This is a genomic window from Streptomyces sp. NPDC001889 (assembly GCF_053594535.1).
Genome location: NZ_JBSFER010000003.1, coordinates 69,396 through 94,722, shown reverse-complemented (window position 1 = coordinate 94,722; position 25,327 = coordinate 69,396). Strand labels below are relative to the sequence as shown.

The following is a 25,327-nucleotide window of genomic DNA, read 5'->3' as shown; positions in this document are numbered from 1 at the left end:
CCTATGGCACCGGGCCCGTCCGGCTGCCATGGTCGTGCTGCTTGAGCCACTGACAAGCGACTTCCCAGGCGCCCCGGGCCGACAGGTCCGGGGCGCCTCGCTGTTTTCCGGGTCTGTCGGAGCGGGGCCGAGATCACAGGAGCCCCCAGAGATGATCACGCACCCGAAGACCCCGAACCCCGACCCGGCCTCGGCATCGGCCTCGGCATCGACTGCGGCACCGGCACCGGCACCGGCACCGATCCAGGACACCGCCTCCGCCGTGAGGCCGGCCGCGAGGAGCACGGCGGCGGAGCGGACCGGCGCCCGCACCGACGAGGCGGCGGGCCTGATCGCCGGCGCCCGGGAGCGGATCGACACGCTCGACGACCGGATCATCGGCCTCGTCCATGAACGGATGGCCGTGTCGGCGGTGATCCAGGACGCCCGTATCTCGTCCGGTGGCCGCCGGGTGAATCTGGCGCGCGAGACGGAGGTACTCACCCACTTCCGCGACGCGCTCGGAAAGCCGGGCACATCGCTGGCGATGACGCTGCTGGAGCTGTGCCGGGGCCGCGTCTGACGGGTGGGCGCGGGTGCGCGTCCGCGCGTATCGGTACGCGTCGGTACGCGTCGGCGCGCACCGGTACGTATCTGAGTTCGGGTCCGCTCTCACCCGTCCGGAGCGTGACCGGGGCCGGCGGGGGTTCGTTGGTCCCCATGTCCGCACCGGCCAGGGGCGGCACCGGAGAAGCACCACGGGTGACTCCGCTGGAGCGTGTGACGTGCCTCGGGCACGTCGTGGGACCTCGCGCCAGCGCGGGTGACCGGTCGGCAGGGGACAGCAGCCCGGTCACCCCGGGCGGCCGGTTCCGGGGACGCCCGGAACCGGCCGCAATCCGCTCCAGCGGTTGCGCGAGCCGCGCGCCGTCCCGCACGATGCGACTGAACCCGGATCGAAGCACGGCGCATGTCCCGCGCCTGCCCCGCACGCCCCCGGCGCGCCGGGTCCGAGACACCTCTCCCAGGGCGGCGCAACCCCCCGGCGCCGCCCCGGCACCGACCCACAGCCCTGCTGTCGGTGCCGCCGCCAAGGGCCCCGCGGTCACTCACCGCGGGGCCCTTGCCCGTGCTCCGCGACGCCCCACTCCACCCCGGCGCATGCCTAGTGACGCAGATCACATAAGTTTCTTGTCAGGGCGGGCACAACCTTCCCGGCCGTATACCGGTCAATCAGGCGTATCAATGGCCTCACCCGTGTATTCCCGCTCGGAAGGCCCTTGCCCATGCGGTGCCGCCCTGGCGCGGCCCCCGGACGTCGTTGAGGTCTTCATGAAGCTCCGCCGCGCCATGGCCGTCGCCGCCGCGACCGCCGTCATGGCCCCTGCCACCTTCCTTGCCGCGTCCGCGGCACAGGCGACGGAGAACACGGGTGCCGACGGGCAGTCGTCCTCCGTGTCGCCCTCCATATCGCCCTCCGCATCCACTTCCGTCGCGCCCTCCGGATCGGCTTCCACCCCGGCCCCGGAGAACAGCAGCCCGACCACGGGCGAGTCGAGCCCTGGCACGGAGAGCTCCTCGCCGGCCCCGGAGTCGAGCAGCCCCGGCCCGAGCGTCTCCACCTCCCCGGCGGCGAGCGGCTCCACCTCGCCGAGCCCCAGCGCGAGCCTCCCGAACCCCTCGCCCGGCGAGCCCGAGCCCGAGGAGTCGGAAGAAGAGGGCGAGGAGGGCGAGGAGTTCCCCGACTGGTGCGAGGAGTCCACCGTCGCGATGTCCCTCACGGGGCTCCCCGGCAAGATCGCCGCCGGCAGCGGCTGGCACAAGTTCACCATCACCACCCGCAACAACTCCCAGGACACCCTCGCGGGCGTGGCCTACTTCGCGGGCGCCTCCGGCGACCGGATGGGCGAGGAGCTCTTCAACGACCGCCAGGTCCGGCTCCAGGCGCTCGACCCGGACTCCGGCACCTGGCAGGACCTCCAGGGCGAGGACGGGATTCCGGCCGGTTTCGCCGGCTGGTCCGACGAGCTCAAGCCGGGCCACAAGGCGGACATCAGCCTGCGCATCAACGTGCTCGCCGGTGCCCCGGCGGGTGCGGCCTTCACGCTCGGCGCCAGCCTCTACATGACCGAGGACGGCTCCTGCGAGGGCGTCGGCGAGGTCTCGTACCGCTTCGAGATCGTGAAGGCCGGTACGAACACGGACGGCACCAAGCCGCAGGAGGGCGGCCGGGCCCCGGTTCCGACCAAGAAGCCGGTCGCGGTGGGCACCGGCACCGGCTCCAAGGTCACCGGCACCCTCGCGGCGACCGGTTCCGACTCCGTGCTGCCGGTCATCGGCATCGTCGGCGGCATCGCCGTCGTCGCGGGTGCCGGAGTCGTCTTCGCGGTCAAGCGCCGCCGTGAGGACGCCACCGCGTAGGACCGTCGGACACCCCGGGCGCGCGGCACCGTGCGCGCGCGGTGGCGCACACCCGTACAGCACCGATGGAACGGGTCACAGGACACAGCGAGGCCGCTGCGCTCGGAGGGGGGCGCAGCGGCCTCGCTGTGTCCGGTGGCGCGGGACGGCCGGGTGACGGGGTGCGGAGCCCGGTGACGGGCCGGGTGACGGGGTGCGGAGCCCGGTGACGGGCCGGGTGACGGGGTGCGGAGCCCGATGGATGCGGAGCTGTGATCAACGCCGTGCACAACCTTCACGGCTGTACAACGGTCAACCAGTTACTCCCCAACAGCCCCATCCGTGTACCCCCACCCCGGACGGCGCTCCCGACCCTGGTGCCGCCCAGCAGCGCGGCCCCCAGACTCCGCCGAGGTCGTCATGAAGCTCCGCCGCGCTCTCGTGGCAGCCGCCGCAACGGCTGTCATCGCCCCCGCCGCCCTCCTCGCCGCTCCGGCCGCACACGCGACGGGGGACGAGAACCCCTCATCCCCCTCGCCCTCCGTCTCCGCCTCGGCGAGCGACCCCGCCACCGACGGCCGGAGCAGCCCCGCACCGGACGCCTCACGGGGCGCGATCGGCTCCCCGGGTGCCTCGCCCGGCGGCGGCCCCGCGCCGGAGCCCTCCGCCTCTGCCTCTGTCTCTGTCTCCGCATCTCCTTCCGCTTCTGCTTCTGTTTCCTCTTCTGTCTCTGCTTCTGCCTCTGCTTCTACTTCCGTCACCGGCCCCTCCCTGGGGAAGCCCGAGCCCGGCGACGAGGGCGGGAGGGAGCCGTGCGACACGGTCGTCGACCCGAGCGACGAGATCGGCACCGAGATCCTCGGACTGCCCGCCAGGATCGTGGCCGGCTCGGGCTGGGTCGACTTCTCCTACCGGCTGACCAACAGGTCGGAGCGGACCAAGAGCGGTGTCTCGGCGTACGCGGAGGTCTACACCCCCGACGAGGACGGCGAGCACACCGCCCGCCATGTCACCCTCCAGTGGCAGGTCGACGGACGGTGGGAGCGGATCGACTTCGAGAAGGGGTACTTCGGCACGGCCGGGAGCCTGGAGCCCTGGGAGTATGCCGAGGTCAGGATGAGGCTGAGCATCGATGTCAAGGCGGAGCCCGGGACGGCTCCGGCGTTCAGCGGCGGGACGTACATCGAGAGGACGGAGGGCGGCGTCCACTGCGAGTTCGGCGAGGGCGCGGTTCACCGCTTCGAGGTGCTCGCCCCGGGCGGCAGACCCGGGGAGGTGGACGAGTCCACGGGAGAGCGGGGCGGGGAGGAGACCGGGGGGCCGGGGGGAGGCCGGACGGAGGGGCCCGCGGGGCGACCGGCGAACCGGCCCGCTCCGCAGGGTGGGCTCCAGGAGTTGCCGGTGACCGGCAGTCTCGCGCGGACCGGGGCCGGGTCCGCGCTGCCAGTGATCGGCGCGATCGGCGGGGTTGCTGTGGCCGCGGGTGCGGGAGTTGTCCTCGCCCTCAGGCGCCGCAGCCACGGGTGACCCGAACGTCCCCGGATGGCCCGGGCGACCCCGGCTCTCCCGGGGGCACCTCCCGGAGCCGGCTCCGGGAGAGCTTGCGGACGCCCCCTCACACCACAGGCAACCCGAACAAACCCAGCCCGCCCGGAGGCAACCTCCCGGAGCCGGCTCCGGGAGAGCTTGCGAACGACCCCCGCACCACCAGGAAACCCGAACAAATCCAGCCTGTCCGGCGATTGAGGACGGACCCCGCACCACAGGACCCCGCACCCTGCGAACCACCGCCGGGGACCGGCCCCCTCAGACGCCGGAGGGGCCACAGGGCCGTGGCGGCACCGCCGGCATCCCCAGGAAGGGGAGCCTCAGCTCCCCGAACGCCCCCTTCGGCACCACCGGTGACCTCGGCTCCACCGGAGCCAGCCGCGCATAGGCCGCCCCCTGCGCCGGGCGCGGGTCCTCTTCGCCCTTGTTCGGCCAGAGCGACATCGCCCGCTCCGCCTGGGCGGTGATCGTCAGCGAGGGGTTGACCCCCAGGTTCGCCGTCACCGCCGCGCCGTCCACGACCGAGATCCCCGGGTGCCCGAAGAGCCGGTGGTACGGATCGATCACCCCGGACTCCGCCGTCGCCCCGATCGGACAGCCCCCCAGGAAGTGCGCGGTGAGCGGGGTCCCCATCAACTCCCCGATGTTGGACCCCGCGAAGCCGTTGATCTCCTCCGCGAGGAGGGACGCCGCCCGGGTGGCCGCCTCGATCTGGGTGGGGTTGGGGGTGCCGTGGCCCTGCCGGGCCGTGAGCCGCCCCCGGCCGGGGCCGCTCCGCTTGCGGTAGGTCGTCAGGGAGTTGTCCACGGACTGCATCACCAGCCCGATGATGGTCCGCTCCGACCAGCGGCGGACGGAGAGCGAGCGCACCGCGAGGACCGGATGGCGCGCCATGTTCCCGAGCCACGCCGCCGCCCGCGCCCGGGTGCGGTACGGCACCTGGAGGATGGTCAGCCCGCCCATGGCGTTGGAGCCCCTGCCGTACCGCACGGGCTCGATATGGGTGTTCTCGTCGGGGTGGACCGATGAGGTGATGGCGACCCCCCGGGTGAAGTCCACCCGGTCGCCGCCGTGCCGCCTGCGGTAGCGGCGGCTGTCGGTCTGCGCGCCCACCAGCGCCTCGGAGTTGGTACGGGTCAGCTCCCCGAGCCGCCCGGCGATGCGCGGCAGCAGGCCGGTGTCCTTCATGGTGTGCAGCAGGGTCTGGGTGCCGTGGGTGCCGGCCGCGACGACCACTCGGGCCGCCGTGAACGTACGCCCCCGGCCCCTGCGGCGGCGGTCACTGGGCAGGGTGCCGACGGCGAAGCCGCCCCGGGAGTCATCGGTGAGGGTGACGACCCAGGTCATGGGGTGCACCACCGCGCCCGCGCGCTCGGCGAGGTGGAGATAGTTCTCGTTGAGGGTGTTCTTCGCTCCGTGGCGGCAGCCGGTCATGCACTCGCCGCACTCGGTGCAGGCCCTGCGGGCGGGCCCGGCCCCGCCGAAGTACGGATCGGGCACCGACTGGCCCGGCGACGCCACGGCGGTGCCGTCCGCGTCCGCGCCGTCGCCGAAGAACACCCCCACCGGGGCGTGGTGGAAGGTGTGCCCGATCCCCATCGCGTCCGCCGCCGCCTTCAGATGGACATCGGACGCGGTGGTGGTCGGGTTGATCCTGACTCCGAGCATCCGGCGTGCCTGGTCGTAGTAGGGCGCCAGCTCCTCCCGCCAGTCGGTGATGTCCTTCCACTGCGGGTCCCGGAAGAACGGTTCGGGCGGTACGTAGAGGGTGTTGGCGTAGTTGAGCGAACCGCCGCCGACCCCGGCGCCCGCCAGCACCATCACCTTGCCCAGCAGATGGATGCGCTGGATGCCGAAGAGGCCGAGCGCGGGGGCCCAGAGGAAGTTCCGCAGGTCCCAGGAGTTCTTCGGCAGGCTCTCCCGGGTGAAACGGCGCCCGGCCTCCAGGACGCCGACCCGGTACCCCTTCTCGGTGAGCCGCAGCGCCGCGACCGAGCCGCCGAAGCCCGAGCCGATCACGATCACGTCGTAGTCGTAGTCGTAGTCGCCGCCGTCGCCGTCGCGGTAGTCGTCGCCGTCATGATCAAGCCCGCGTTCGCGGTCAGGCACCGGGCCGGACTCCGGAGCGGGCTTCTGAACAGGGGTGATCTCGGACATCGCTCTCCTCACCGCGGAACAGCAACGGAACACACCACGGACACGGAAACGGCCGGGGCCGGGGCCGGGGCCGGGGTCAGCGCAGCCCCAGGGCCTTCATCACCCGCAGGAACCGGCTCATGAGGACCGCGTACCCCTCGTCGTCCATCCCGAGCGCCGGCGCGAGCGGGAGCAGCCGCTGCTGGGAGACCGTCTGCGACTCGGTGTACTTGAGGATGCCCTCCGAGCCATGCCGCCGCCCCAGTCCGGAGTCCTTCATTCCGCCCATGGGCGACTGGACGCTTCCGTACGCGGCGGCGTACGCCTCATTGATGTTGACCGTGCCCGTGCGCAGCCGGGCGGCGAGGGCGTGGGCCCGCCTCGCGTCGCGGGACCAGACGGAGGCGTTCAGTCCGTACGCGGTGGCGTTGGCGCGCTCGATCACCTCGTCCTCGTCCGTGAACCGGTAGAGGGAGACCACCGGGCCGAAGGTCTCCTCGGCGCAGACCGCCATCGGCGGCTCCACCCCGTCGAGGATGGTCGGCTCGTAGAACAGCGGACCGATGTCGGGGCGCGCCACCCCGCCCGCGACGACGGTGGCGCCCTTCGCCACGGCCTCGTCCACATGCCGTACGACGGTCTCCAGCTGGCGTTCACCGGCGAGGGAGCCCATGTCGGCGCCGTACGCGAGGGAGTTGCCGAGACGCATCGCCCTGGTGCGCGCCGCGAACCGCTCGATGAAGCGGTCGGCGACCGACTCGTGGACGTACAGCCGCTCGACGGCAACGCAAAGCTGGCCGGCCGAGGAGAAGCAGGCGCGGACCGCCCCGGCCGCCGCCTGCTCGATGTCGGCGTCCGCCAGGACGAGCATCGGGTTCTTGCCGCCGAGTTCGAGGGAGACCCCGATCAGCCGGGCCGCCGCGCCCAGGGCGACCTCGCGTCCGGTGCGGGTGGAGCCGGTGAAGGAGACATAGTCGGCGCGCTGGACGATCTCGGGGCCGATGACCGGGCCCTCCCCCAGGACGACCTGGAAGACCTCGGCCGGCAGCCCCGCCTCGACCAGCAGATCACGGGCCCACAGGGCGGTCAGCGCGGTCTCGGTGTCGGGCTTCATCACCACCGCGTTCCCTGCCGCGAAGGCGGGGAACGCGTCGCCGATGGACAGCTCCAGCGGGTAGTTCCAGGGCGCGATCTGGCCGATGACCCCGCGCGGATGGCGCAGTTCGGTGGTCCTGGTGAGCACCGGGACGACACCCGCGTGGCGGCGCGGGCGCAGATGGGCCGCGGCCCGGCGGCCGTAGTGCCGGGCCGCGACGGCGACGGCCTGGATCTCCTCGTGGGCGTGGAGGCGGGCCTTGCCGGTCTCCAGCTGGATCAGGTCGAGGACCTCGGCCTGCCGTTCGAGCAGCAGATCGTGGAAGCGCAGCAGGGCGGCGGCGCGGGTGCGCACGGGTGTCGCGGCCCAGACGGGCTGGGCCGCGCGGGCCCGCTCGAAGGCCTCGGCCACATCGTCCGGGGTCGACTCGGGCAGATCCGCCAGTTTCGCCCCGGTGAAGGGGGTGTGGTTGGCGGTCCGGCCGGTGCCGACGACACCGCGGACGAGCTGGGCGACCACCTCGGGAGTGACCACGTCGGCGGCGGTGCGCGCACCGGCCGGGGCGGGGGCCGCGGGGTTGGTGCCGGGGGCGGCGGCGGGGGCCTTCGAGTCCGTCATGAGGGCGAGCGTATGCGGCGCTCGCCCTCTTTGGGTACCCGCGGGTAACAGCTTTCACCGGGCCTGCACCACCGCGCCAGCGATCGCTGGCACATCGGCCCTGATCAGGGGCTTGTCACCGGGAGCGGCCGGCGGGCGGACGGCTCGCAGATCCGCTGCCGCCACCCTGCTCCCGGGAAGGCGCGCCAGGCCACGGGGGCGGCGGCGGTTCGTCGCCCTCCTCGGCCGTCCCGGCGGTGGGGCGGCGGCGGTTCGTCGCCCTCCTCGGCCGTCCCGGCGGTCCCGACCCGCTCCGGACAGATCCGGAGGACCCCCGCCCCGGTCCCGGCGGGTGACGCCGGAGCCCGGACCCCCTTCGACCCGGCGGTACGGAGACCGTCCGGGGCGGGGCCGGCGGGGAGCGGGCTCACTCGGGGGGCCGCCAGCTCTGGAGCATGGTGTCGAACTGCTTCCGGCTCTCCGCCCAGTCCTCGACGGGGGCGGACAGGTAGATCGCGTACTCGGTGCCGTCGTCGCCGTAGTAGACCTGGTTGATGCCGCGCCGGGAGCCGGCGGAGGCCCCTGCCGTCCAGGTGAACTCCCACACCGCGGACTTCTCGTAGTCCCGGAAGTCATTGGGCTCCAACCGCACCCTGGTGTAGTCCGGGAGCCGGCTGAGCGCGCCCTTCTCCAGCTTCAGCAGATGATCGTTCGGATGCTCGAAGTCGGGGGCGGGGTCGATACCGACCCGGATGTGGTGCTTCCCGTTGTCGGGTGTGTAATCGACCTGATCGGGGACAACGATCTGCCGGTTCCAGCCCTCCGGCACGAGGAGACCGAAGCCCTTCGGGTCCTGCACCCTGCGCCAGCCCTCCGGCGCCCGGTCCGTCCCCTGGGAGACACCGTTCTCCGGGGCATCCGGGCCCTTCGGGGCATCCTGACTCCCCCCGGCCCCGGAACCCGCCTGGGTGCCGGGGCTCTTCGCGGTGTCCGGGCCGGACCCGGCACCGGCACCGGCACCGGCTCCCGTGCCGGCGGACTCCTCGGCCGTCATCGTCTTCCCGGCGGACGGGTCCGTCTCGTCGTTCCCGTAGTTCATGACCCCGTACCCGGCGCCCAGTCCCACCAGGACGGCCAGCGCCGCGGCCGCCGCCACCGTGCGCCGCCGCACGCGGCGCCGCACGCCGGGGGCGGGCGGCTCGCCGGAGGCGGGCGCCAGGGGCTGGTGCACGGTCGGCGGCTCGGCGGATTCCGGGAGGACCCGGGTGCGGTACGGGGCCGGGCTCCGCCCCTCCGTGACCTCCTGGAGCATCTCCTCGGCCCGTGCGGTGGAGGGGCGGTCGGCGGGATTCTTGGAGAGCAGCGCCGTGATCACCGGCCCCAGGGGGCCCGCGTGCACCGGAGGCTGCGGTTCCTCGCCGACCACGGCCTGCATGGTGGTCATCGGCGATGTGCGCCGGAAGGGAGAGACGCCCTCCACCGCCGTGTAGAGCGTGGCGCCCAGCGACCAGAGGTCCGACGCCGGGCCCGGGTCCGCGCCCTGCACCCGCTCGGGCGCCAGATAGTCGATGGAGCCGACGATCTCCCCGGTCCGGGTGAGCGTGGGATCGCCCTCTATGGAGGCTATGCCGAAGTCGGTGATCAGGGCCCGGCCGTCCCGCGCGAGCAGCACATTGGCGGGCTTGACGTCACGGTGCAGGACTCCGGCCGTGTGCGCGGCGTCCAGGGCGCGCAGCACCTGGAGCCCTATCCGGGCGGCCTCCGGCGCGGGGACCCGCCCGGAGTCGCCGGTCGCGTCGGCGAGTGACGGGCCGTCGACGTACTGCATGACGATCCAGGGGCGGGCGTCGTGGTCGAGCACGTCATGGACCGTGACCACCCCGGGGTGGCTGATCCGGGCCGCCGCTCTCGCCTCCGTTCTGGTGCGGGTGTGGAACACGGCGCGATCGGCGCCGGATGCGTACATTCCCGCCGTCAGTTCCTTGATGGCGACCACCCGGTGCAGCACTTCGTCGTGTGCGCGCCACACCCTGCCCATGCCGCCCCGGCCGATGCTCTCGGCCAGCCGGTACCTGCCCGCTATGAGCAGCCCGGTCTCCGTACTCGGTGAGTTCTCCACGTCCCCGCCCTCACTTCCCGGTGGCCCAGATTACGGAAAGGGATCACGGGTGGGGAACCTCGGCCCTCCCATGTGCCCCACGCGTAACCGGACATGACGTGCGAACGCGGGGCGATTCTCCGGGCTGGTCTCCGGCATGGTCTCCGGATCGCCGGCCCGGCGGGGCGTTCAGCGGGTCTTGCGGTAGGAGTCCGCGGCGGCGCGGAACGCCTGGGTCACCTTGTCCCGCTGCTCGTCCGGGCCGATCACCTGGACCACGTGGTAGCGGCCGTCGAGGATCATCGCCAGGTTGCGGACGTACACCTGGCGGCCGTTGGTGTCCTGCCAGCTGAACTGCCCCTCGGCCATGACCCGCTGACCGACCTGTATGCGGCGCAGCCCCGTCGCCTCGGCCCAGGACGAGTCGCGGTACGGCTGGAGTTCGCGCTCCTTGTCCCGCTGGTAGACCAGCGGATCGTCGCCCTCCGTCGCCACGCTGTCCCGGCCGGGGACGACGATCAGGGTGAAGTCCCCGTTGCTGTAACGGACCTGGCCTATGTCGTTGATGGGGCTGCGGCGCCAGTCGCTGTCGACGGCGGTACGGAAGCCCTCGGGGTCCGTGCGCAGCGCGAAGCCGGTGGGGGCGGTACCCGCCGGAGCGGAGGTCTGGGGCTGCTGGGTGCCGGGCGAGCCGGTGCGGGACGGCGCCGGGGTGGCCGGCTCAGGACCGGGGCTCCTGGAGGCCGTGGCCCGGGGTTCCGAACTGCCCTGCGGCTCCGGGCCCTCCTCCTCGCCGGCCTTCGGCATGAACTTCACGGCATAGGCGATCGCCGCCGCCATGAGCAGCAGGATCAGCACCAGCAGCAGCCGGCCCAGCGTCCGGGGGCCGCGCCGCTCCGGGCGGGGCTTCTTGTGGCGGTGGCGGCCGTGGACGACCTCGGCCGAGCCGCCCCGGCGCTTGCGCACCAGCTCGCCCCGGCGGCGCACGACGGGGAGCCGGCTGCCGTCCACCGCGCCCGGCGGCAGCGGCACCACGCCCACGCCCGCCTCGGGCTCGGGGGCCGAGCGCACCAGTGAGCGCAGCCAGCCCCTCAGCTCCTCGACATCGGGGCGCTCGGTGGGGTCCTGGCGCAGCAGGGACTCGACGACCGGCCGCAGCGGGCCGCACTCCTCGGCGAAGGCGGGCGGCTCGGAGCAGACCAGCTGGACGAGTTCGGGTGCGCTCTCCTCGGGGTAGGGGGCGTGGCCCTGGACGGAGCGGTAGAGCAGCGCGCCGAGGGCCCAGAGGTCGGTCGCGGGGCCCACGGGTGCGGCGAGCTGCCAGTTCTCGTGGACGGGGCCGGCCTGTTCGGGCGCCCAGCGCTCGGTGACCGCGCCGACGACGGCGATCCGTGCCTGGCGGGCCCGCTCGGCGGCCAGCGGGGTGGCGGGGCCCCGGTAGACGGGGGCCTCCGCGCCCGCGACGACCTCGTCCCAGCGCCCGGCGGCGGGCCGGCCATCGGCGGCGGGCAGGGGCTGCCGCTGGGCATCGGCGCGCAGGGCGTCGGCGGCGCCCCGGTCCCAGCTTCCGGAGCCGGAGGACGAGGCCGATGCCGCGGGCAGGGGCGTGCCGGCGGAGCGCGGCTCGGGCAGGGCGGGGGGCCGCTCCTCGGGGCGCGGCGCGCGCACGCCGTAGGGGTCGTTCTCGCGGATGGTGCCGGGGGTCCCTGGCCCGGCGGGCGGGACCGGTGGCAGCGGGCGGGGAGCCGGGGCCGGGGGGAGCGCCCGGGGCTCGGCGGGGAGGAAGCCGCCGCCGGCGGGGAGCGGCGGGGGGCCGTCCTGGCCGCCGGGGAAGGGGCGGTCGTGCCAGGTGCCGGCGAGCCGGGCGTACCCGGGCCGGTCGTCGTCCCCGCCGTCCCCGTCGTCCCAGCCGTCCGGGCCGTGGGCGCCGTCGCGGTCGCGGTCGCGGTCGCGCGGATCGGGCCGGTCGTGAGAACCGTCCCGGTCGTTGTACCGGTCGTCGTTCTCGTCCTCGTCGCCGGGCGGGATCGCGCGGGAGGGCTCGCCGGGCCTGCGGGCCCACCAGTCGGGGTCGTGGCCGCTCTGCACGGGCGGCCCGCCGCGCCGCTGCTCCTCGCTGTCCCGGGCGGCGGCGCGCGCGCCCGCCCGGTAGGCCGCGATCGCACCGGAGCGCGCGGCCCGCGCGTCCGGTACACCGCTCTCCGGTACGGGAGGGAGGCGCGGGGGGCCGGTGTCGTCCGCGTAGGGGTCGTGGCCGGAGCGGCCGGCGTACCCGCCGCCGGGTCCGTCCCCGTACTCCCCGTACTCCCCGCCGTATCCGTCGTGGGACCCGTGGGCCCGGTGGATCTCCTGGCCGCCGCCGCCCATGTCGTCGTCGGCATCGGCATCGTCGTCGGCGTCGGCATCGGCGTCGGCGTCGGTGTCGGTGTCCACAGTTTCGATGTCGGCGTAGTGGCCGTCGTCGTCCTCGGCGGTGCCGGCCTCGGGATAGGCGGTGAGCGGGCCGTCCTCGTCGTCGTAGAGCGGGAGGTCGTCGGCGAAGGGCTCCGGCACGTCCTGCGGGACCGGGGCGTATCCGCACAGCGCCTCCTCGGCGGCGCCCGCCGCGAGGCCGGTGAGGACGACCCGTCCGTCGTCGCAGACCAGGACCGTGCGGGTGGTGATGTTCCGGTGGGTCCAGCCGTGCGCGTGCAGGACGAGCAGGGCGGTCAGGACATCGGATGCCACCTCGGCCGCCCGGTAGGGCGTCAGCGGCTGTTCGGCGAGGAGGGCGGCGAGCGGGCGGGCGGCGACGCGCTCACTCACTATCCACAGGGACCCGGCCTCGGCGAAGACATCGAAGACCTGGTCGAGCCGGGCGTGGTCGGGGATCGAGGCGGCGGCCTGCGCGGCCTCGACGGCGCGCAGAACGGCGGGGTCGGTGGGCCTGCGGACGGCGCGGCCCTGGGTCCTGCGGGGGGCCACGGCTCCCGGCGGGCCGTCGGTCTCGACGACCTCGGCCTCCACGACCTCCGGCAGCGGGACCTGGCGCACCAGCACTTCCTGGCCGCTGTAGGTGTCGAACGCCCGGGTGACGACCAGTTCGTACTCATCGGCCGGGGGCAGCGGAAGGCGGTAGCGGTCGGCCAGCACCCTTCCCGCGTAGTCGTCCATGTCGCCTCCCCTCGAACGAGCCGCCGTTCACCGGCCCCGGCAGGACACCGGAGCGCCGACGTACTTCCCTATGGGTCAATTCCGGTCGTGCGTCCGGCTGTTGCCGTGGCCTCTCCGCCGTGAGCACTCACGATACGTGGCCCGGCTCAGCCTTTGGGCTTGAACGTGTCGAACGCCGTCTCGCGCAGCCGGGTGCACTCGGAGCCGTTCCACTCGCTCGCCCGGCAGCTCACCATGATCGAGTAGCCACGCTTCTCATCGACCTTGAATCCCCTGTTCAGGACCCGTATTCGGTCGCCCTGCTGGCGCCGCTCGAACTCCCAGTCCGCGACGGTCGGGTACCCGTTGAACTCGGCCTCCCTGACACCCAGGTGCTTGTACGCGGTGCTGGTCGAGCGCGTACCGGGGACCGCCGCGTTCCAGGCTGCCGCCGCGTCGTCGCCGGGGCTGCTGTTGAAGTCGACCTGGACCCGGGGGAAGCCTCCGCTCCTGCTGAAGATGCCGCCCGAGTTCTGGCCGGCGACACCGGTCATGGTGAAGCCCTCGGGCATGGCCATGGCGAAGCGGAAGCGGCCGTTCGACACCGGGGTGTAGCCGTCCGGGACTCCGCCGTCGGGCTCGGCGTCCGAGGACGCGGAGGAGTCGGTCTCCTTCTCCTTCTCCTTCTCTTCCTTCTCCTTCTCGTCCGCGCCGTTGTCGGCGGACTCCTCCGGGGAGCCGTCGGAGGTGGGCCCGGTGCCGGGGCCCGGCTCGGCCGAACCGCCCGTCTCGCCGGCGGTCGTCTTCTCGCCGCCGCCCGGCGTCCGGGCACCGGTCGACGCGGTGGTGTCGCCCTTGCCGTCGGAGCCGGCGCTCTCGCCGTCCCCGTCGGAGCCCCGGGTCAGATAGAGCACGGTGGCCACGACGGCGAGCACCACCACGGCCGCGATGACGGCCAGGGTGCGGCGGGAGACCACATCGGTGAGCGGCGCGCGGGCCCGCTGGACCGGCGGCACCGGCGGGCCGCCGTGCTGCGGGGCGACGGCCGGGGCACTCGCCAGCGGCGCGGGCCCGCCGCGCCCCCGGTCGGCGGCCGGGGACTTCGCCCGCGGCTTGACGGGCTGCGGGATCGGCGGCAGCGCCATCGCCCGGGTGGCGTCCACCGGCGGCTCCGGCGCGGCCGTCTCGGGCGCGAAGACCACCTTGGTCAGCAGGGCGCGGGCGCCCCGGTCGTCGAGCCGCTGGGCGGGGTCCTTGGCGAGCAGGCCGTAGATGACCTCTTCCAGGGGGCCCGCGTTCTTCGGCGGGTCGAGCGACTCGGTCATCACGGCGGTCAGCGTCGCGATGGCGGAGCCCTTGTCGTAGGGCGGGCAGCCCTCCACGCTCGCGTAGAGCAGTCCGCCGAGCGACCAGAGGTCGGCGGCCGGCCCGGGGCGGTGGCCGCGCGCCCGCTCCGGCGATATGTACGACGGGGCGCCGACCAGCATGCCGGTGGAGGTGATCGACGGGTCGCCCTCGACCTGCGCGATACCGAAGTCGGTGAGGACCACGCGCCCGTCGTCGGCGATCAGCACATTGGACGGCTTCACATCGCGGTGCAGGATGCCCTCGCGGTGCGCGGAGCGCAGCACGTCGAGAATGGCGAGCCCGACCTCGGCGGCCCGGCGGGGTGTCAGGGTGCCGTCCTCGCGGATGACTTCGGCGAGGGACTTGCCCTCGACCAGCTCCATCACGATCCAGGGGCGGTCGTCCTCGTCCACCACGTCGTAGACCGTGACCGCGCTGTTGTTGCGAATCCGGGCGATGGCCTTGGCCTCGCGGAGGGTGCGGGTGATGAGGCGGCGCTTCTCCTCGTCGTCGATGCTGTTGGGGAAGCGCAGTTCCTTGACGGCGACGGTGCGGCCGAGGGTCTCGTCCACCGCGCGCCAGACCGTGCCCATGCCGCCCCGGCCGAGAACGCCGCCGAGCCGGTACCGCCCGGAGAGCAGCCGCCCCTCGGAGTCCCGCGCCGGGGTGCCGGTCCGGCCCGAGGCGGAGCCGCGCCCGGGGGCCGATTCCCCCCGTCCGGAGGGCGTTTCACGGGGTGGGCTCTTCTCGGAGCCCGCGCCGCTGGTGGGGCGGGCGGGCTTCGCGGAGGTGTCACCCGGGCGGGAGCCGCGCGGCGTGCCGCCGCCCCGAGCCGCGGCCTCCCGCTCACCCGCTCCCGCGGTGACGCTCTCCTTGCCGGTCGTCTGGCGGGGCACGGTCCCGGAGCCGCGCGCCACGGGAGCGGCATCGGCCTTCGCCGCCGCGCCGCCCGCGGCGCGGCCGTCGGCCTCGCCGTGCGCGGAGCCGTCGCCCGCCGGCCCGGCCGGGTCGTCGCCGGACGGCTCAACCTCCGGGTCCGCCGCCGCGTCTGTATCCGCGTCAGCGGACGTGTCCCGGGCCCCGGAGCCGGACCGAGTCCCCGATTCCGCCGCGGTGTCCGCGTCCGGCGCGCCGGTGCCCCGGGACGCGCCGCCGGCTCCGCCCGGCTCCGGCGCCTTCGGGTCGGTGGACTCGTCCTGCTGGGGCTCCCGCGACTGCTCCGCCTCCGACATGCGTCCCCTCTGCGATCCGTGGTCTTCGCCCGCGCCTGCCGCTCCCGCGCGATGCGGTAACACGCCTTGGCAGAGCCATCATTGTCCCTCACTCCGGGACCGGCACTTCTCCCGGGTCCGCCGACCACCGGCGCGGCCCCGAGGGTCCGAGCATCCACCATGCCATTCCCCGGCGCGAACCCGGCCGTCCGTCCACGCCGGTGGCACGGGGCGGACGGACGGTGCGTCACGCGCCGCGCGCCCCCGGGGCCGTGGCCCGGAAGGCGCGCCCCGGACGCCGCCGGGTCAGAGCGGCACGATGTCCGGCGCTCCCAGCCGCGCCGCGTCGGCCGTCAGGTCGTCGGGCTGCCGCTGCGATTCCCGCTCGGCCTGGACCCGCTTCTCGTAGTGCTCGACCTCCTTCTCGACCTGCGCCTTCTCCCAGCCCAGCACCGGGGCCATCAGCCGCGCGCACTCCCGGGCGCTGAGGGTCCCCCGGTCGAAGGTCTCGATCGAGATCCGGGTGCGCCGGGTCAGCACATCATCGAGATGGCGGGCGCCCTCGTGGGAGGCGGCGTAGACGATCTCGGCCCGCAGATAGTCGTCGGCACCGGTGAGCGGCTCACCGAGCGACGGATCGGCGGCGATCAGCGCGAGCACCTCCTCGGTCAGCGAGCCGTACCGGTTGAGCAGATGCTCCACGCGCACCACATGGAGGCCGGTGCGGGCGGCGATCCTCGCGCGCGCGTTCCACAGGGCGGTGTAGCCCTCGGCGCCGACGAGCGGGACATCCTCGGTGACACAGTCGGCGACCCGCTGGTCGAGTCCGTGCACCGCCTCGTCCACCGCGTCCTTCGCCATTACCCGGTAGGTGGTGTACTTTCCGCCCGCGACGACCACCAGACCCGGCACGGGGTGGGCCACCGTGTGCTCGCGGGAGAGCTTGCTCGTGGCATCCGACTCCCCGGCGAGCAGGGGCCGCAGGCCCGCGTAGACGCCCTGGACGTCATCGCGGGTGAGGGGGACGGCCAGCACCGAGTTGACGTGCTCCAGCAGATAGTCGATATCGGCGCTGGAGGCCGCCGGGTGGGCCTTGTCGAGATCCCAGTCGGTGTCCGTGGTGCCGACGATCCAGTGCCGCCCCCAGGGGATGACGAAGAGCACCGATTTCTCCGTGCGCAGGATCAGCCCGGTGGTGGAGTGGATGCGGTCCTTGGGCACCACCAGGTGGATGCCCTTGGAGGCGCGCACATGGAACTGGCCGCGCTCGGCGATCAGCGCCTGGGTGTCGTCCGTCCACACCCCGGTGGCGTTGACCACCTGCTTGGCGCGGATCTCGTACTCGCCGCCGCCCTCGACGTCCTGGACACGGGCGCCCACCACCCGCTCGCCCTCGCGCAGAAAGCCGACGACCCGGGCGCGGCTGGCGACCCGCGCCCCATAGCTCGCGGCGGTGCGCACCAGCATCGCCACATAGCGGGCGTCGTCCATCTGGGCGTCGTAGTACTGGAGGGCGCCGACCAGGGCGTCCTTCTTCAGGCAGGGCGCCACCCGCAGGGCGTGCCGCCGGGAGAGATGGCGGTGCACCGGCAGACCCCGGCCGTGGCCCGACGACACCGACATCGCGTCGTAGAGCGCCACGCCCGATCCGGCGTAGATCCGCTCCCAGCCCTTGTGCTGGAGGGGATAGAGAAAGGGCACGGGCTTGACCAGGTGCGGCGCCAGCCGCTCCAGCAGCAGCCCGCGCTCCTTGAGGGCCTCGCGGACCAGCGCGAAGTCCAGCATCTCCAGATAGCGCAGCCCACCGTGGATGAGCTTGCTGGAGCGGCTCGATGTGCCCGACGCCCAGTCGCGGGCCTCCACCAGTCCGGTGGAGAGCCCTCTTGTCACCGCGTCCAGTGCCGTGCCCGCGCCGACCACGCCGGCGCCCACGACCAGGATGTCCAGCTCCCGCTCGGCCATGGCCGCGAGAGCCTGGGCGCGCTCCTCGGGTCCCAGTGTCGCTGTCTTCACTGCGCTTGCCTCCCGTCGCCCCCGTGTACCCCTGCGCGGGCCCGGTACTCCCCCGTCCCGACCGGGCTCACCACATCGATTCTGTCCGCAGTGGCCCACTTCAGCCACCGCCTGTGGACAAACCCCCCGCCGACGCGGACAACCACGGCCGCGCAATACCGCATAACGGTCATATTTACGCCTAGTCTGACATTGCGCCCGCCCGTTCCGCCCACAGGGCTTGCGCCCACGCTCCCCTCCGGCTAAGGGAAGGACGGCCACTCATGCCCGCAGACCTCGCCGTCATCGGACTCGGTCACCACGGCCTGCCCCTCGCCCAGGCCGCCGTGGCCGCCGGCATCGAGACGATCGGCTACGACACCGACCCGCGACAGCTCACCGAACCGGCGGCGGGCCGCACCCCCGCCGACATCCGCCGCATGCTCTCCGGGGGGTTCCGGACCGTCACCGACCCGGCCGAGCTGGGCCGCGTGCGCACCGCCGCCGTCTGCGCCCCCACCCCCCTCGGCCCGGACGGCAATCTCGACCTCACCGCGCTCGGCGAGGCCGCCCGCGCCCTGGCCGCCCGGCTCCGCCCGCACACCACGGTGCTGCTCGAATCCGCCGTACAGCCCGGGACGACGGAGTCCTTCCTGCGCCCGATCCTGGAGGACGGCTCGGGGCTGCGCGCGGGCCGCGACTTCCACCTCGCGTACTCCCCCGGCCGGGTGGACCCCGGCAGCCGGACCCACGACTACGCCAACACCCCCAAGGTCATCGGCGGCCTCACCCCCGCCTGCACCGAGTCGGCCGCCGCGTTCTACGGACGGCTCACCGACAAGGTCGTCCGCGCCCGGGGGCTGCGCGAGGCCGAGACCGTCAAGGTTCTGGAAACCAACTTCCGCCATGTGAATATCGCGCTGGTCAATGAGATGGCGGTGCTCTGCCATGACCTGGGCGTCGACCTCTGGGACGTCATCCGCTGCGCCGAGACCAAGCCGTACGGCTTCCAGGCCTTCCGCCCGGGCCCCGGCGTCGGCGGCCACGGCATCCCGCTGGACCCGGGGACCATCCCGTGCGGCGGACGCACGCCCGGCCACCCACTGCGCATGGTCGGCCTGGCACAGGAGATCAACACCCGGATGCCCCAGTATGTGATCCAGCGGTGCGCGACCCTGCTGAACGAGCACGGGAAGTCGGCCCGGGGCGCCCGGGTGCTGCTGCTCGGCGTCACCTACAAACCGGACCTCGCCGATCTCGCCGGCTCCCCCGCCGACGAGATCGCCCGGCGGCTGATGGATCTGGGCGCCTCGGTCAGCTACCACGACCCCTGGGTGCCCGACTGGCGGGTGCGCGAGCGGCCCGTCCCCCGCGCGGACTCCCTCTACGAGGCCGCGGCGGCGGCGGATCTGACCGTGCTGGTCCAGCACCACCGCACCTACGACCTCCAGAGCCTGGCCGTGAAGGCCCAGCTCCTCCTGGACACCAGGGGCGCCACCCCGGCGGGGGCCGCCCACCGGCTGTAGCGCGCGAGGGATACGCGGGAGGGGCCCGGCACCGATTCCCGGTGCCGGGCCCCTCCCGCGTATCCCTCCCGCCGAACCGTCCGGGACGGTCAGCGGCTGTGCTGCGAGTCCGCGACCGTCACCTCGACGCGCTGGAACTCCTTCAGCTCGCTGTAGCCCGTGGTGGCCATCGCGCGGCGGAGCGCCCCGAAGAAGTTCATCGAGCCGTCCGGGGTGTGCGAGGGGCCGGTGAGGACCTCCTCCATGGTGCCCACGATGCCCAGGTCCATCAGCTTGCCGCGCGGCACGTCCTCGTGGACGGCCTCCATGCCCCAGTGGCGGCCCCGGCCCGGCGCGTCCGTGGCGCGGGCCAGCGGGGAGCCGATCATCACCGCGTCCGCGCCGCAGGCGATGGCCTTGGGGAGGTCGCCGGACCAGCCCACACCGCCGTCGGCGATGACATGGACATAGCGACCGCCGGACTCGTCCATGTAGTCCCGGCGGGCGGCGGCGACATCGGCCACCGCGGTCGCCATCGGAACCTGGATGCCCAGCACATTGCGGGTGGTGTGGGCGGCGCCGCCGCCGAAGCCCACGAGGACACCGGCCGCGCCGGTGCGCATCAGGTGCAGCGCGGCGGTGTAGGTGGCACAGCCACCGACGATCACCGGAACATCCAGCTCATAGATGAACTGCTTCAGGTTCAGCGGCTCGGCCGCGCCGGAGACGTGCTCGGCGGAGACGGTGGTGCCCCGGATGACGAAGATGTCCACACCCGCGTCGACCACGGCCTTGGAGAACTCGGCGGTCCGCTGCGGGGAGAGCGCCGCGGCGGTCACCACGCCGGAGTCGCGCACCTCCTTGATCCGCTGCCCGATCAGCTCCTCCTTGATCGGAGCCTCGTAGATCTCCTGGAGGCGGCGGGTCGCGGTCTCGGCCGGCAGCTCCGCGATCTCGTCGAGCAGCGACTGCGGGTCCTCGTACCGCGTCCACAGGCCCTCCAGGTTGAGGACCCCGAGGCCGCCCTGCTCACCGATGCGGATCGCGGTCTGCGGAGAGACCACGGAATCCATCGGAGCGGCCAGGAAGGGCAGGTCAAAGCGGTAGGCATCGATCTGCCAGGCGATCGAGACCTCCTTCGGGTCCCGTGTGCGCCTGCTCGGAACGACGGCGATGTCATCGAACGCGTACGCCCTGCGACCGCGCTTGCCGCGCCCGATCTCGATCTCAGTCACCTTGTATGGCCTTTCCCTCTACGTCTGCGCTACCAGTATCCCCGACACACCCGAAAGGGCGGCTCCGGAGACCGGAGCCGCCCTTTCCGGACGCGTACGCCCGCTTGCCCGCCCGCTACTTCCTGCTGTAGTTCGGCGCCTCGACCGTCATCTGGATGTCGTGCGGGTGGCTCTCCTTGAGCCCCGCCGAGGTGATCCGGACGAACCGGCCCCGGTCCTGGAGCTCGGGGACCGTGGACCCGCCGACATAGAACATCGACTGGCGCAGCCCGCCCACGAGCTGGTGGACGACGGCGGAGAGCGGACCCCGGTAGGGCACCTGGCCCTCGATGCCCTCGGGCACCAGCTTCTCGTCGGAGGCGACGCCCTCCTGGAAGTAGCGGTCCTTCGAGAAGGAGCGCTGCTCGCCGCGGGACTGCATCGCACCGAGCGAACCCATGCCCCGGTAGGACTTGAACTGCTTGCCGTTGATGAAGAGCAGCTCGCCCGGCGACTCCTCGCAGCCCGCGAGCAGCGAGCCGAGCATCACCGTGTCGGCGCCCGCGACCAGGGCCTTGGCGATGTCGCCCGAGTACTGGAGGCCGCCGTCGCCGATGACCGGGACACCGGCCGCCTTGGCGGCGAGCGCCGCCTCGTAGATCGCGGTGACCTGCGGTACGCCGATGCCGGCGACCACGCGGGTCGTACAGATGGAGCCGGGGCCCACACCCACCTTGATGCCGTCGACACCGGCGTCGATCAGCGCCTGGGCGCCGTCGCGGGTGGCGATGTTGCCGCCGATGACATCGACGCCGGAGGCATTGGACTTGATCTTGGCGACCATGTCGCCGACCAGCCGGGAGTGGCCGTGGGCGGTGTCGACGACGATGAAGTCGACGCCCGCCTCGATCAGCACCTGGGCCCGCTCGAAGGCGTCACCGGCGACACCGACGGCGGCGCCGACGAGCAGCCGGCCGTTCTTGTCCTTGGCGGCGCTCGGGTACTGCTCGGCCTTGACGAAGTCCTTGACCGTGATCAGGCCCTTGAGCACACCCGCGTCGTCGACCAGCGGAAGCTTCTCGATCTTGTGGCGGCGCAGCAGCTCCATGGCGTCCACACCGGAGATCCCGACCTTGCCGGTGACCAGCGGCATCGGGGTCATGACCTCGCGCACCTGACGGCCGCGGTCCGACTCGAAGGCCATATCGCGGTTGGTGACGATGCCCAGCAGCTTGCCGCCCCGGTCGGTCACCGGGACACCGCTGATCCGGAACTTCGCACACAGCTCGTCGGCCTCACCGAGCGTCGCGTCCGGGTGGACCGTGATCGGGTCGGTGACCATGCCGGACTCGGAGCGCTTCACCAGGTCGACCTGGTTGGCCTGGTCGGCGATGGAGAGATTGCGGTGGAGCACGCCCACGCCGCCCTGGCGGGCCATGGCGATGGCCATCCGGGACTCGGTGACCTTGTCCATGGCCGCGGAGAGCAGCGGGATGTTCACCCGTACGTTCTTCGAGATGTACGAGGAGGTGTCGATCTGGTCGGGCGCCATGTCCGAGGCGCCCGGCAGCAGCAGCACATCGTCGTAGGTCAGCCCGAGTGTCGCGAATTTCTCGGGCACTCCGTCGACGTTGGTCATGACACCTTCCCCAATGGCCTTGATCGGTGCGGATGTCCATGCTAACGGCCCCGGACGCCCACTCATTCCACGATCAAGAACACCCGGTGGCCCGCACCGCCCGCGCGGGCCACCGGCTACTGCTCGGCGAGGGCGCGCAGCCGGCTGAGCGCCCGGTGCTGGGCGACCCGGACGGCACCGGGCGACATGCCCAGCATCTGCCCGGTCTCCTCCGCGGTCAGACCGACCGCGACCCGCAGCACCAGCAGCTCCCGCTGGTTCTCCGGGAGGTTGGCCAGCAGCCTCTTGGCCCACTCCGCGTCATCGCTGAGCAGGGCGCGCTCCTCCGGGCCGAGCGAATCGTCGGGGCGCTCGGGCATCTCGTCCGAGGGGACGGCCGTGGACCCCGGGTGACGCATGGCCGCCCGCTGGAGATCGGCGACCTTGTGGGTGGCGATGGCGAAGACGAAGGCCTCGAAGGGCCTGCCGGTGTCCCGGTACCGGGGCAGTGCCATCAGCACCGCGACACAGACCTCCTGGGCGAGGTCCTCCACAAAGTGGCGAGCGTCACCGGGCAGCCGGTTGAGCCGGGTGCGGCAGTAACGCAGCGCGAGCGGATGAACATGCGCGAGGAGATCGTGCGTGGCCTGCTCGTCGCCGTCGACGGCACGGTGAACGAGCGCACCGATCACCGTGGTGTTGTCGTCACGCATCGGTCCATGGTGCATGGACCGCGGCTCATCCGTGGCACTGTGCCCCATGTTGTGCACCGAAGCGTTATGAGCAGGTGCGCCGGAACTCATCGCCTGCGCCCTCCCCTTCCGCTCGCCGGACTCGTCCCCGAGGAACTCCACACCTCAAGGATGCGGCATCGCGCGGGAAACGGGCGCCCGCGGTCGCCCGTCTCCCCGCCCACCGTACGGCGGGCGGGGTTCCCCGCATGCTCCCGGCACCCGTCAGCGGCGCCCGGGCCGCCCTCTAGCGGACCAGGCCCCAGCGGAATCCGAGCGCGACGGCGTGCGCCCGGTCCGACGCGCCCAGCTTCTTGAACAGCCGGCGCGCATGGGTCTTGACCGTGTCCTCGGAGAGGAAAAGCTCACGGCCGATCTCCGCGTTGGACCGGCCGTGGCTCATCCCTTCGAGCACCTGGATCTCCCGTGCGGTGAGGGTGGGCGCGGCGCCCATCTCGGCCGAGCGGAGCCGGCGCGGGGCGAGCCGCCAGGTCGGGTCGGCGAGCGCCTGGGTGACGGTCGCGCGCAGCTCGGCCCGCGAGGCGTCCTTGTGGAGATAGCCGCGGGCCCCCGCGGCGACCGCGAGCGCCACCCCGTCGAGATCCTCGGCGACCGTGAGCATGATGATCCGGGCCCCGGGGTCGGCGGAGAGCAGCCGGCGGACGGTCTCCACGCCGCCGAGGCCGGGCATGCGGACATCCATGAGAATGAGATCCGAGCGGTCGGCGCCCCAGCGGCGGAGGACTTCCTCGCCGTTGGCCGCGGTCGTCACGCGCTCGACGCCGGGCACGGTCGCGACCGCGCGGCGGAGCGCCTCTCGGGCAAGCGGGGAGTCGTCGCAGACGAGGACGGATGTCATGGCCGCCCTCCGCAGCTGATGCGCGTCACCTTGAGCCTCCAGGCTGGGTACGTTTCTTCACCTGAGCGGTTGAACGCCTTCGGACATGTGCCCGAGCGCCTGTTCCTGCAACCGCCTCCGCACTATCAACGACGGTCACTCGAAAGAGTTACGGCCCTGCCCGCACTCTTCAGCACTCCCCGTGAGGGGGCGTGCGCGGCGGTGAGCACTGCGGGGGAACGGTTCTCCTCCCACCCCTCCTGCCACGAATGCACCATTTAGCTGATTTTCTTCACATTGAGTGGTGTCTGTGGCTAGATTCGCAATGAGTCATATTTACATCTACTAACACAGTAGATGTACGGTCGTGGGGCAGCGTGGGTGCCGGATGCGGCTCGCATCTCCGCTCGCGCGCCCACCCGACCGATCCGCTCAGCACGGTTTCAAGGGGCAAGCGCTATGGCAGATTTCTCCCGCCTTCCCGGACCCAACGCCGATCTCTGGGACTGGCAGCTCCTCGCGGCCTGCCGCGGGGTGGACAGCTCGCTCTTCTTCCACCCCGAGGGAGAGCGGGGCGCGGCGCGCAGCGCGCGCGAGAACTCGGCGAAAGAGGTGTGCATGAGGTGCCCGGTCCGCGCGGAGTGCGCGGCACACGCCCTGGCGGTGCGCGAGCCGTACGGCGTGTGGGGCGGCCTGACGGAGGACGAGCGCGAGGAGCTGATGGGGCGGGCGCGGCACCGGCTGGTCCCGGCGGCGAGCGCGGCCGGGGCCGGAGGGCCGGGGGGACAGAGCGGCCCCGATGGTCCGGGCGGCCCGGGCGGCCCGGGCGGCCCGGACCACGACTGAGGCCCCCACCCGGCCGGCTATCGGCAGAAACGTTCCTTCTCGGCGCGCGCGGCCGGGATTCCCCCGCCCCGGGAGCGTCAGCGAGAGGCCGCGCGGCTCAGCTCGTCCAGGGTGGCCGCCACCGCGGGGACCTGCGAGAGGTCCGGCAGAGTGAGGGCGACGATCTCGCGGATCACCGGCGGCTCGACGGCGACCGTCCGCGCCCCCTTGGGACGTACCGACTCCAGCGCCAGCTCCGGCAGCACCGCCACCCCCAGACCCGCCCCGACCAGGCCGATCACTGCCGGGTAGTCGTCGGTGGCGAAATCGATACGGGGAGTGAAACCGGCCTCCTCGCACACCTCGACCAACTGGCGGCGGCAGCGCGGGCACCCCGCGATCCAGGGGTCCTCCGCCAGATCGCCGATGGTGACGGCGCCCGCGCCGGCGAGCCGGTGACCCTCCGGGACCAGCCCGACGAGCCGGTCCGAGAGCAGCGGCCGGACGATCAGATCGCCCCAGTCGGCCTCCCGCTCGGGCGCCCCCCGGTAGCGGAAGGCCAGCGCGATGTCGCAGTCCCCCTCGCGCAGCATCTCCACCGAGCGCGGGGGCTCCGCGTCCACCAGGGAGACCCGGGTGCCGGGGTGGGCGGCGCGCAGCGCCGCGAGGGCCGCGGGCACCAGGGTGGAGCTGCCGCTGGGGAACGAGACCAGCCGGACCCGCCCGGCCCGCAGCCCCGCGATGGCCGCGATCTCCTCCTCGGCGGCGGTGAGCCCGGCGAGAATGCCGGAGGCGTGGCGCACCAGCACCTCACCGGCCTGGGTCAGCCGCATCTCCCGGCCGGTGCGGATCAGCAGCGGAGTGCCGGCGGAGGTCTCCAAAGCCTTCATCTGCTGGCTGACGGCGGGCTGGGTGCAGCCCAGGGTGCGGGCGGCGGCGGAGAAGGAACCGCTGGCGGCGACCGCGCGCAGGACTCGGAGATGACGGGCCTCAATCACCCTTCGAATATAAGCGACCCTTGGAGATATGGGTAATTATTCGCTGGATTGTTTGATCTAGA

16 protein-coding genes are annotated in these 25,327 nt (G+C 73.1%); 5 read left to right on the top strand and 11 right to left on the bottom strand.

The genetic code is table 11. The features are described 5' to 3' along the window. Positions 1–151 precede the first annotated feature (151 nt). From ACWCRA_RS03920 to ACWCRA_RS03910, 3 genes are all read left to right on the top strand, one after another. Complete coding sequence (locus ACWCRA_RS03920) at positions 152–562, top strand: chorismate mutase (RefSeq protein WP_451066798.1); 411 nt, start codon at positions 152–154, stop codon at positions 560–562. 749 nt (positions 563–1,311) lie between these two features. Continuing rightward, complete coding sequence (locus tag ACWCRA_RS03915) at positions 1,312–2,400, top strand: LPXTG cell wall anchor domain-containing protein (protein ID WP_451066797.1); 1,089 nt, start codon at positions 1,312–1,314, stop codon at positions 2,398–2,400. Positions 2,401–2,799: 399 nt separating this feature from the next. Further along, positions 2,800–3,906, top strand: coding sequence for an LAETG motif-containing sortase-dependent surface protein (locus ACWCRA_RS03910; protein ID WP_451066796.1), 1,107 nt, complete (start codon positions 2,800–2,802; stop codon positions 3,904–3,906). A gap of 279 nt (positions 3,907–4,185) precedes the next feature. Here the strand turns inward: ACWCRA_RS03910 and ACWCRA_RS03905 are convergent, their stop codons facing one another. The 6 genes from ACWCRA_RS03905 to ACWCRA_RS03880 all read right to left on the bottom strand — a co-directional run bounded on the left by ACWCRA_RS03905 (position 4,186) and on the right by ACWCRA_RS03880 (position 17,557). Beyond that, positions 4,186–6,084, bottom strand: coding sequence for a GMC oxidoreductase (locus tag ACWCRA_RS03905; RefSeq protein ID WP_451066795.1), 1,899 nt, complete (start codon positions 6,082–6,084; stop codon positions 4,186–4,188). A 76-nt stretch (positions 6,085–6,160) separates the two neighbouring features. Further along, entirely contained in the window at positions 6,161–7,777 is a 1,617-nt protein-coding gene (locus ACWCRA_RS03900) for a succinic semialdehyde dehydrogenase (protein ID WP_451066794.1), read from the bottom strand. Positions 7,778–8,183: 406 nt separating this feature from the next. Then, positions 8,184–9,875, bottom strand: a complete 1,692-nt coding sequence (locus tag ACWCRA_RS03895) for a serine/threonine-protein kinase (RefSeq protein WP_451066793.1) — start codon at positions 9,873–9,875, stop codon at positions 8,184–8,186. 168 nt (positions 9,876–10,043) lie between these two features. Further along, the gene (locus ACWCRA_RS03890) at positions 10,044–13,007 is read right to left on the bottom strand and encodes a serine/threonine protein kinase (protein ID WP_451066792.1); all 2,964 of its coding nucleotides are present in this window, start codon (positions 13,005–13,007) and stop codon (positions 10,044–10,046) included. Positions 13,008–13,153: 146 nt separating this feature from the next. Continuing rightward, positions 13,154–15,565 carry a protein kinase domain-containing protein gene (locus ACWCRA_RS03885; protein ID WP_451066791.1) on the bottom strand — a complete coding sequence of 804 codons (2,412 nt, stop codon included), beginning with the start codon at positions 15,563–15,565 and terminating at the stop codon, positions 13,154–13,156. Positions 15,566–15,850: 285 nt separating this feature from the next. Next, complete coding sequence (locus tag ACWCRA_RS03880; RefSeq protein WP_351547722.1) at positions 15,851–17,557, bottom strand: glycerol-3-phosphate dehydrogenase/oxidase; 1,707 nt, start codon at positions 17,555–17,557, stop codon at positions 15,851–15,853. Between the two features lie 263 nt (positions 17,558–17,820). Here ACWCRA_RS03880 and ACWCRA_RS03875 point away from each other — a divergent pair, with 263 nt between their 5' ends. Continuing rightward, positions 17,821–19,062 carry a nucleotide sugar dehydrogenase gene (locus ACWCRA_RS03875; RefSeq protein ID WP_351547725.1) on the top strand — a complete coding sequence of 414 codons (1,242 nt, stop codon included), beginning with the start codon at positions 17,821–17,823 and terminating at the stop codon, positions 19,060–19,062. Between the two features lie 89 nt (positions 19,063–19,151). On the opposite strand, the gene ACWCRA_RS03870 is transcribed toward ACWCRA_RS03875, so the two are convergent. The 4 genes from ACWCRA_RS03870 to ACWCRA_RS03855 all read right to left on the bottom strand — a co-directional run bounded on the left by ACWCRA_RS03870 (position 19,152) and on the right by ACWCRA_RS03855 (position 23,463). Next, a complete protein-coding gene (locus ACWCRA_RS03870) occupies positions 19,152–20,276 on the bottom strand; it encodes a GuaB3 family IMP dehydrogenase-related protein (RefSeq protein WP_351547728.1) in 1,125 nt (374 codons plus the stop codon). A 115-nt stretch (positions 20,277–20,391) separates the two neighbouring features. Then, entirely contained in the window at positions 20,392–21,894 is a 1,503-nt protein-coding gene (gene guaB, locus ACWCRA_RS03865) for an IMP dehydrogenase (protein ID WP_451066790.1), read from the bottom strand. Positions 21,895–22,010: 116 nt separating this feature from the next. After that, the gene (locus ACWCRA_RS03860; RefSeq protein WP_351547734.1) at positions 22,011–22,586 is read right to left on the bottom strand and encodes a sigma-70 family RNA polymerase sigma factor; all 576 of its coding nucleotides are present in this window, start codon (positions 22,584–22,586) and stop codon (positions 22,011–22,013) included. Positions 22,587–22,851: 265 nt separating this feature from the next. After that, positions 22,852–23,463 (bottom strand): response regulator transcription factor, encoded by a 612-nt coding sequence (locus tag ACWCRA_RS03855; RefSeq protein ID WP_003948568.1) that lies wholly within the window; start codon positions 23,461–23,463, stop codon positions 22,852–22,854. Positions 23,464–23,901: 438 nt separating this feature from the next. On the opposite strand from ACWCRA_RS03855, the gene ACWCRA_RS03850 reads away from it, so the two are divergent. After that, entirely contained in the window at positions 23,902–24,288 is a 387-nt protein-coding gene (locus ACWCRA_RS03850; protein ID WP_451066789.1) for a WhiB family transcriptional regulator, read from the top strand. A gap of 77 nt (positions 24,289–24,365) precedes the next feature. On the opposite strand, the gene ACWCRA_RS03845 is transcribed toward ACWCRA_RS03850, so the two are convergent. Next, complete coding sequence (locus ACWCRA_RS03845) at positions 24,366–25,265, bottom strand: LysR family transcriptional regulator (RefSeq protein WP_451066788.1); 900 nt, start codon at positions 25,263–25,265, stop codon at positions 24,366–24,368. Positions 25,266–25,327: the final 62 nt, after the last annotated feature.

Coding starts and splice junctions, on each gene's coding strand:
- ACWCRA_RS03920 (WP_451066798.1), top strand. CDS start 152: ATGATCACGCACCCGAAGACCCCGAACCCCGACCCGGCCTCGGCATCG.
- ACWCRA_RS03915 (WP_451066797.1), top strand. CDS start 1,312: ATGAAGCTCCGCCGCGCCATGGCCGTCGCCGCCGCGACCGCCGTCATG.
- ACWCRA_RS03910 (WP_451066796.1), top strand. CDS start 2,800: ATGAAGCTCCGCCGCGCTCTCGTGGCAGCCGCCGCAACGGCTGTCATC.
- ACWCRA_RS03905 (WP_451066795.1), bottom strand. CDS start 6,084: ATGTCCGAGATCACCCCTGTTCAGAAGCCCGCTCCGGAGTCCGGCCCG.
- ACWCRA_RS03900 (WP_451066794.1), bottom strand. CDS start 7,777: ATGACGGACTCGAAGGCCCCCGCCGCCGCCCCCGGCACCAACCCCGCG.
- ACWCRA_RS03890 (WP_451066792.1), bottom strand. CDS start 13,007: ATGGACGACTACGCGGGAAGGGTGCTGGCCGACCGCTACCGCCTTCCG.
- ACWCRA_RS03885 (WP_451066791.1), bottom strand. CDS start 15,565: ATGTCGGAGGCGGAGCAGTCGCGGGAGCCCCAGCAGGACGAGTCCACC.
- ACWCRA_RS03875 (WP_351547725.1), top strand. CDS start 17,821: ATGCCCGCAGACCTCGCCGTCATCGGACTCGGTCACCACGGCCTGCCC.
- guaB (WP_451066790.1), bottom strand. CDS start 21,894: ATGACCAACGTCGACGGAGTGCCCGAGAAATTCGCGACACTCGGGCTG.
- ACWCRA_RS03860 (WP_351547734.1), bottom strand. CDS start 22,586: ATGCGTGACGACAACACCACGGTGATCGGTGCGCTCGTTCACCGTGCC.
- ACWCRA_RS03855 (WP_003948568.1), bottom strand. CDS start 23,463: ATGACATCCGTCCTCGTCTGCGACGACTCCCCGCTTGCCCGAGAGGCG.
- ACWCRA_RS03850 (WP_451066789.1), top strand. CDS start 23,902: ATGGCAGATTTCTCCCGCCTTCCCGGACCCAACGCCGATCTCTGGGAC.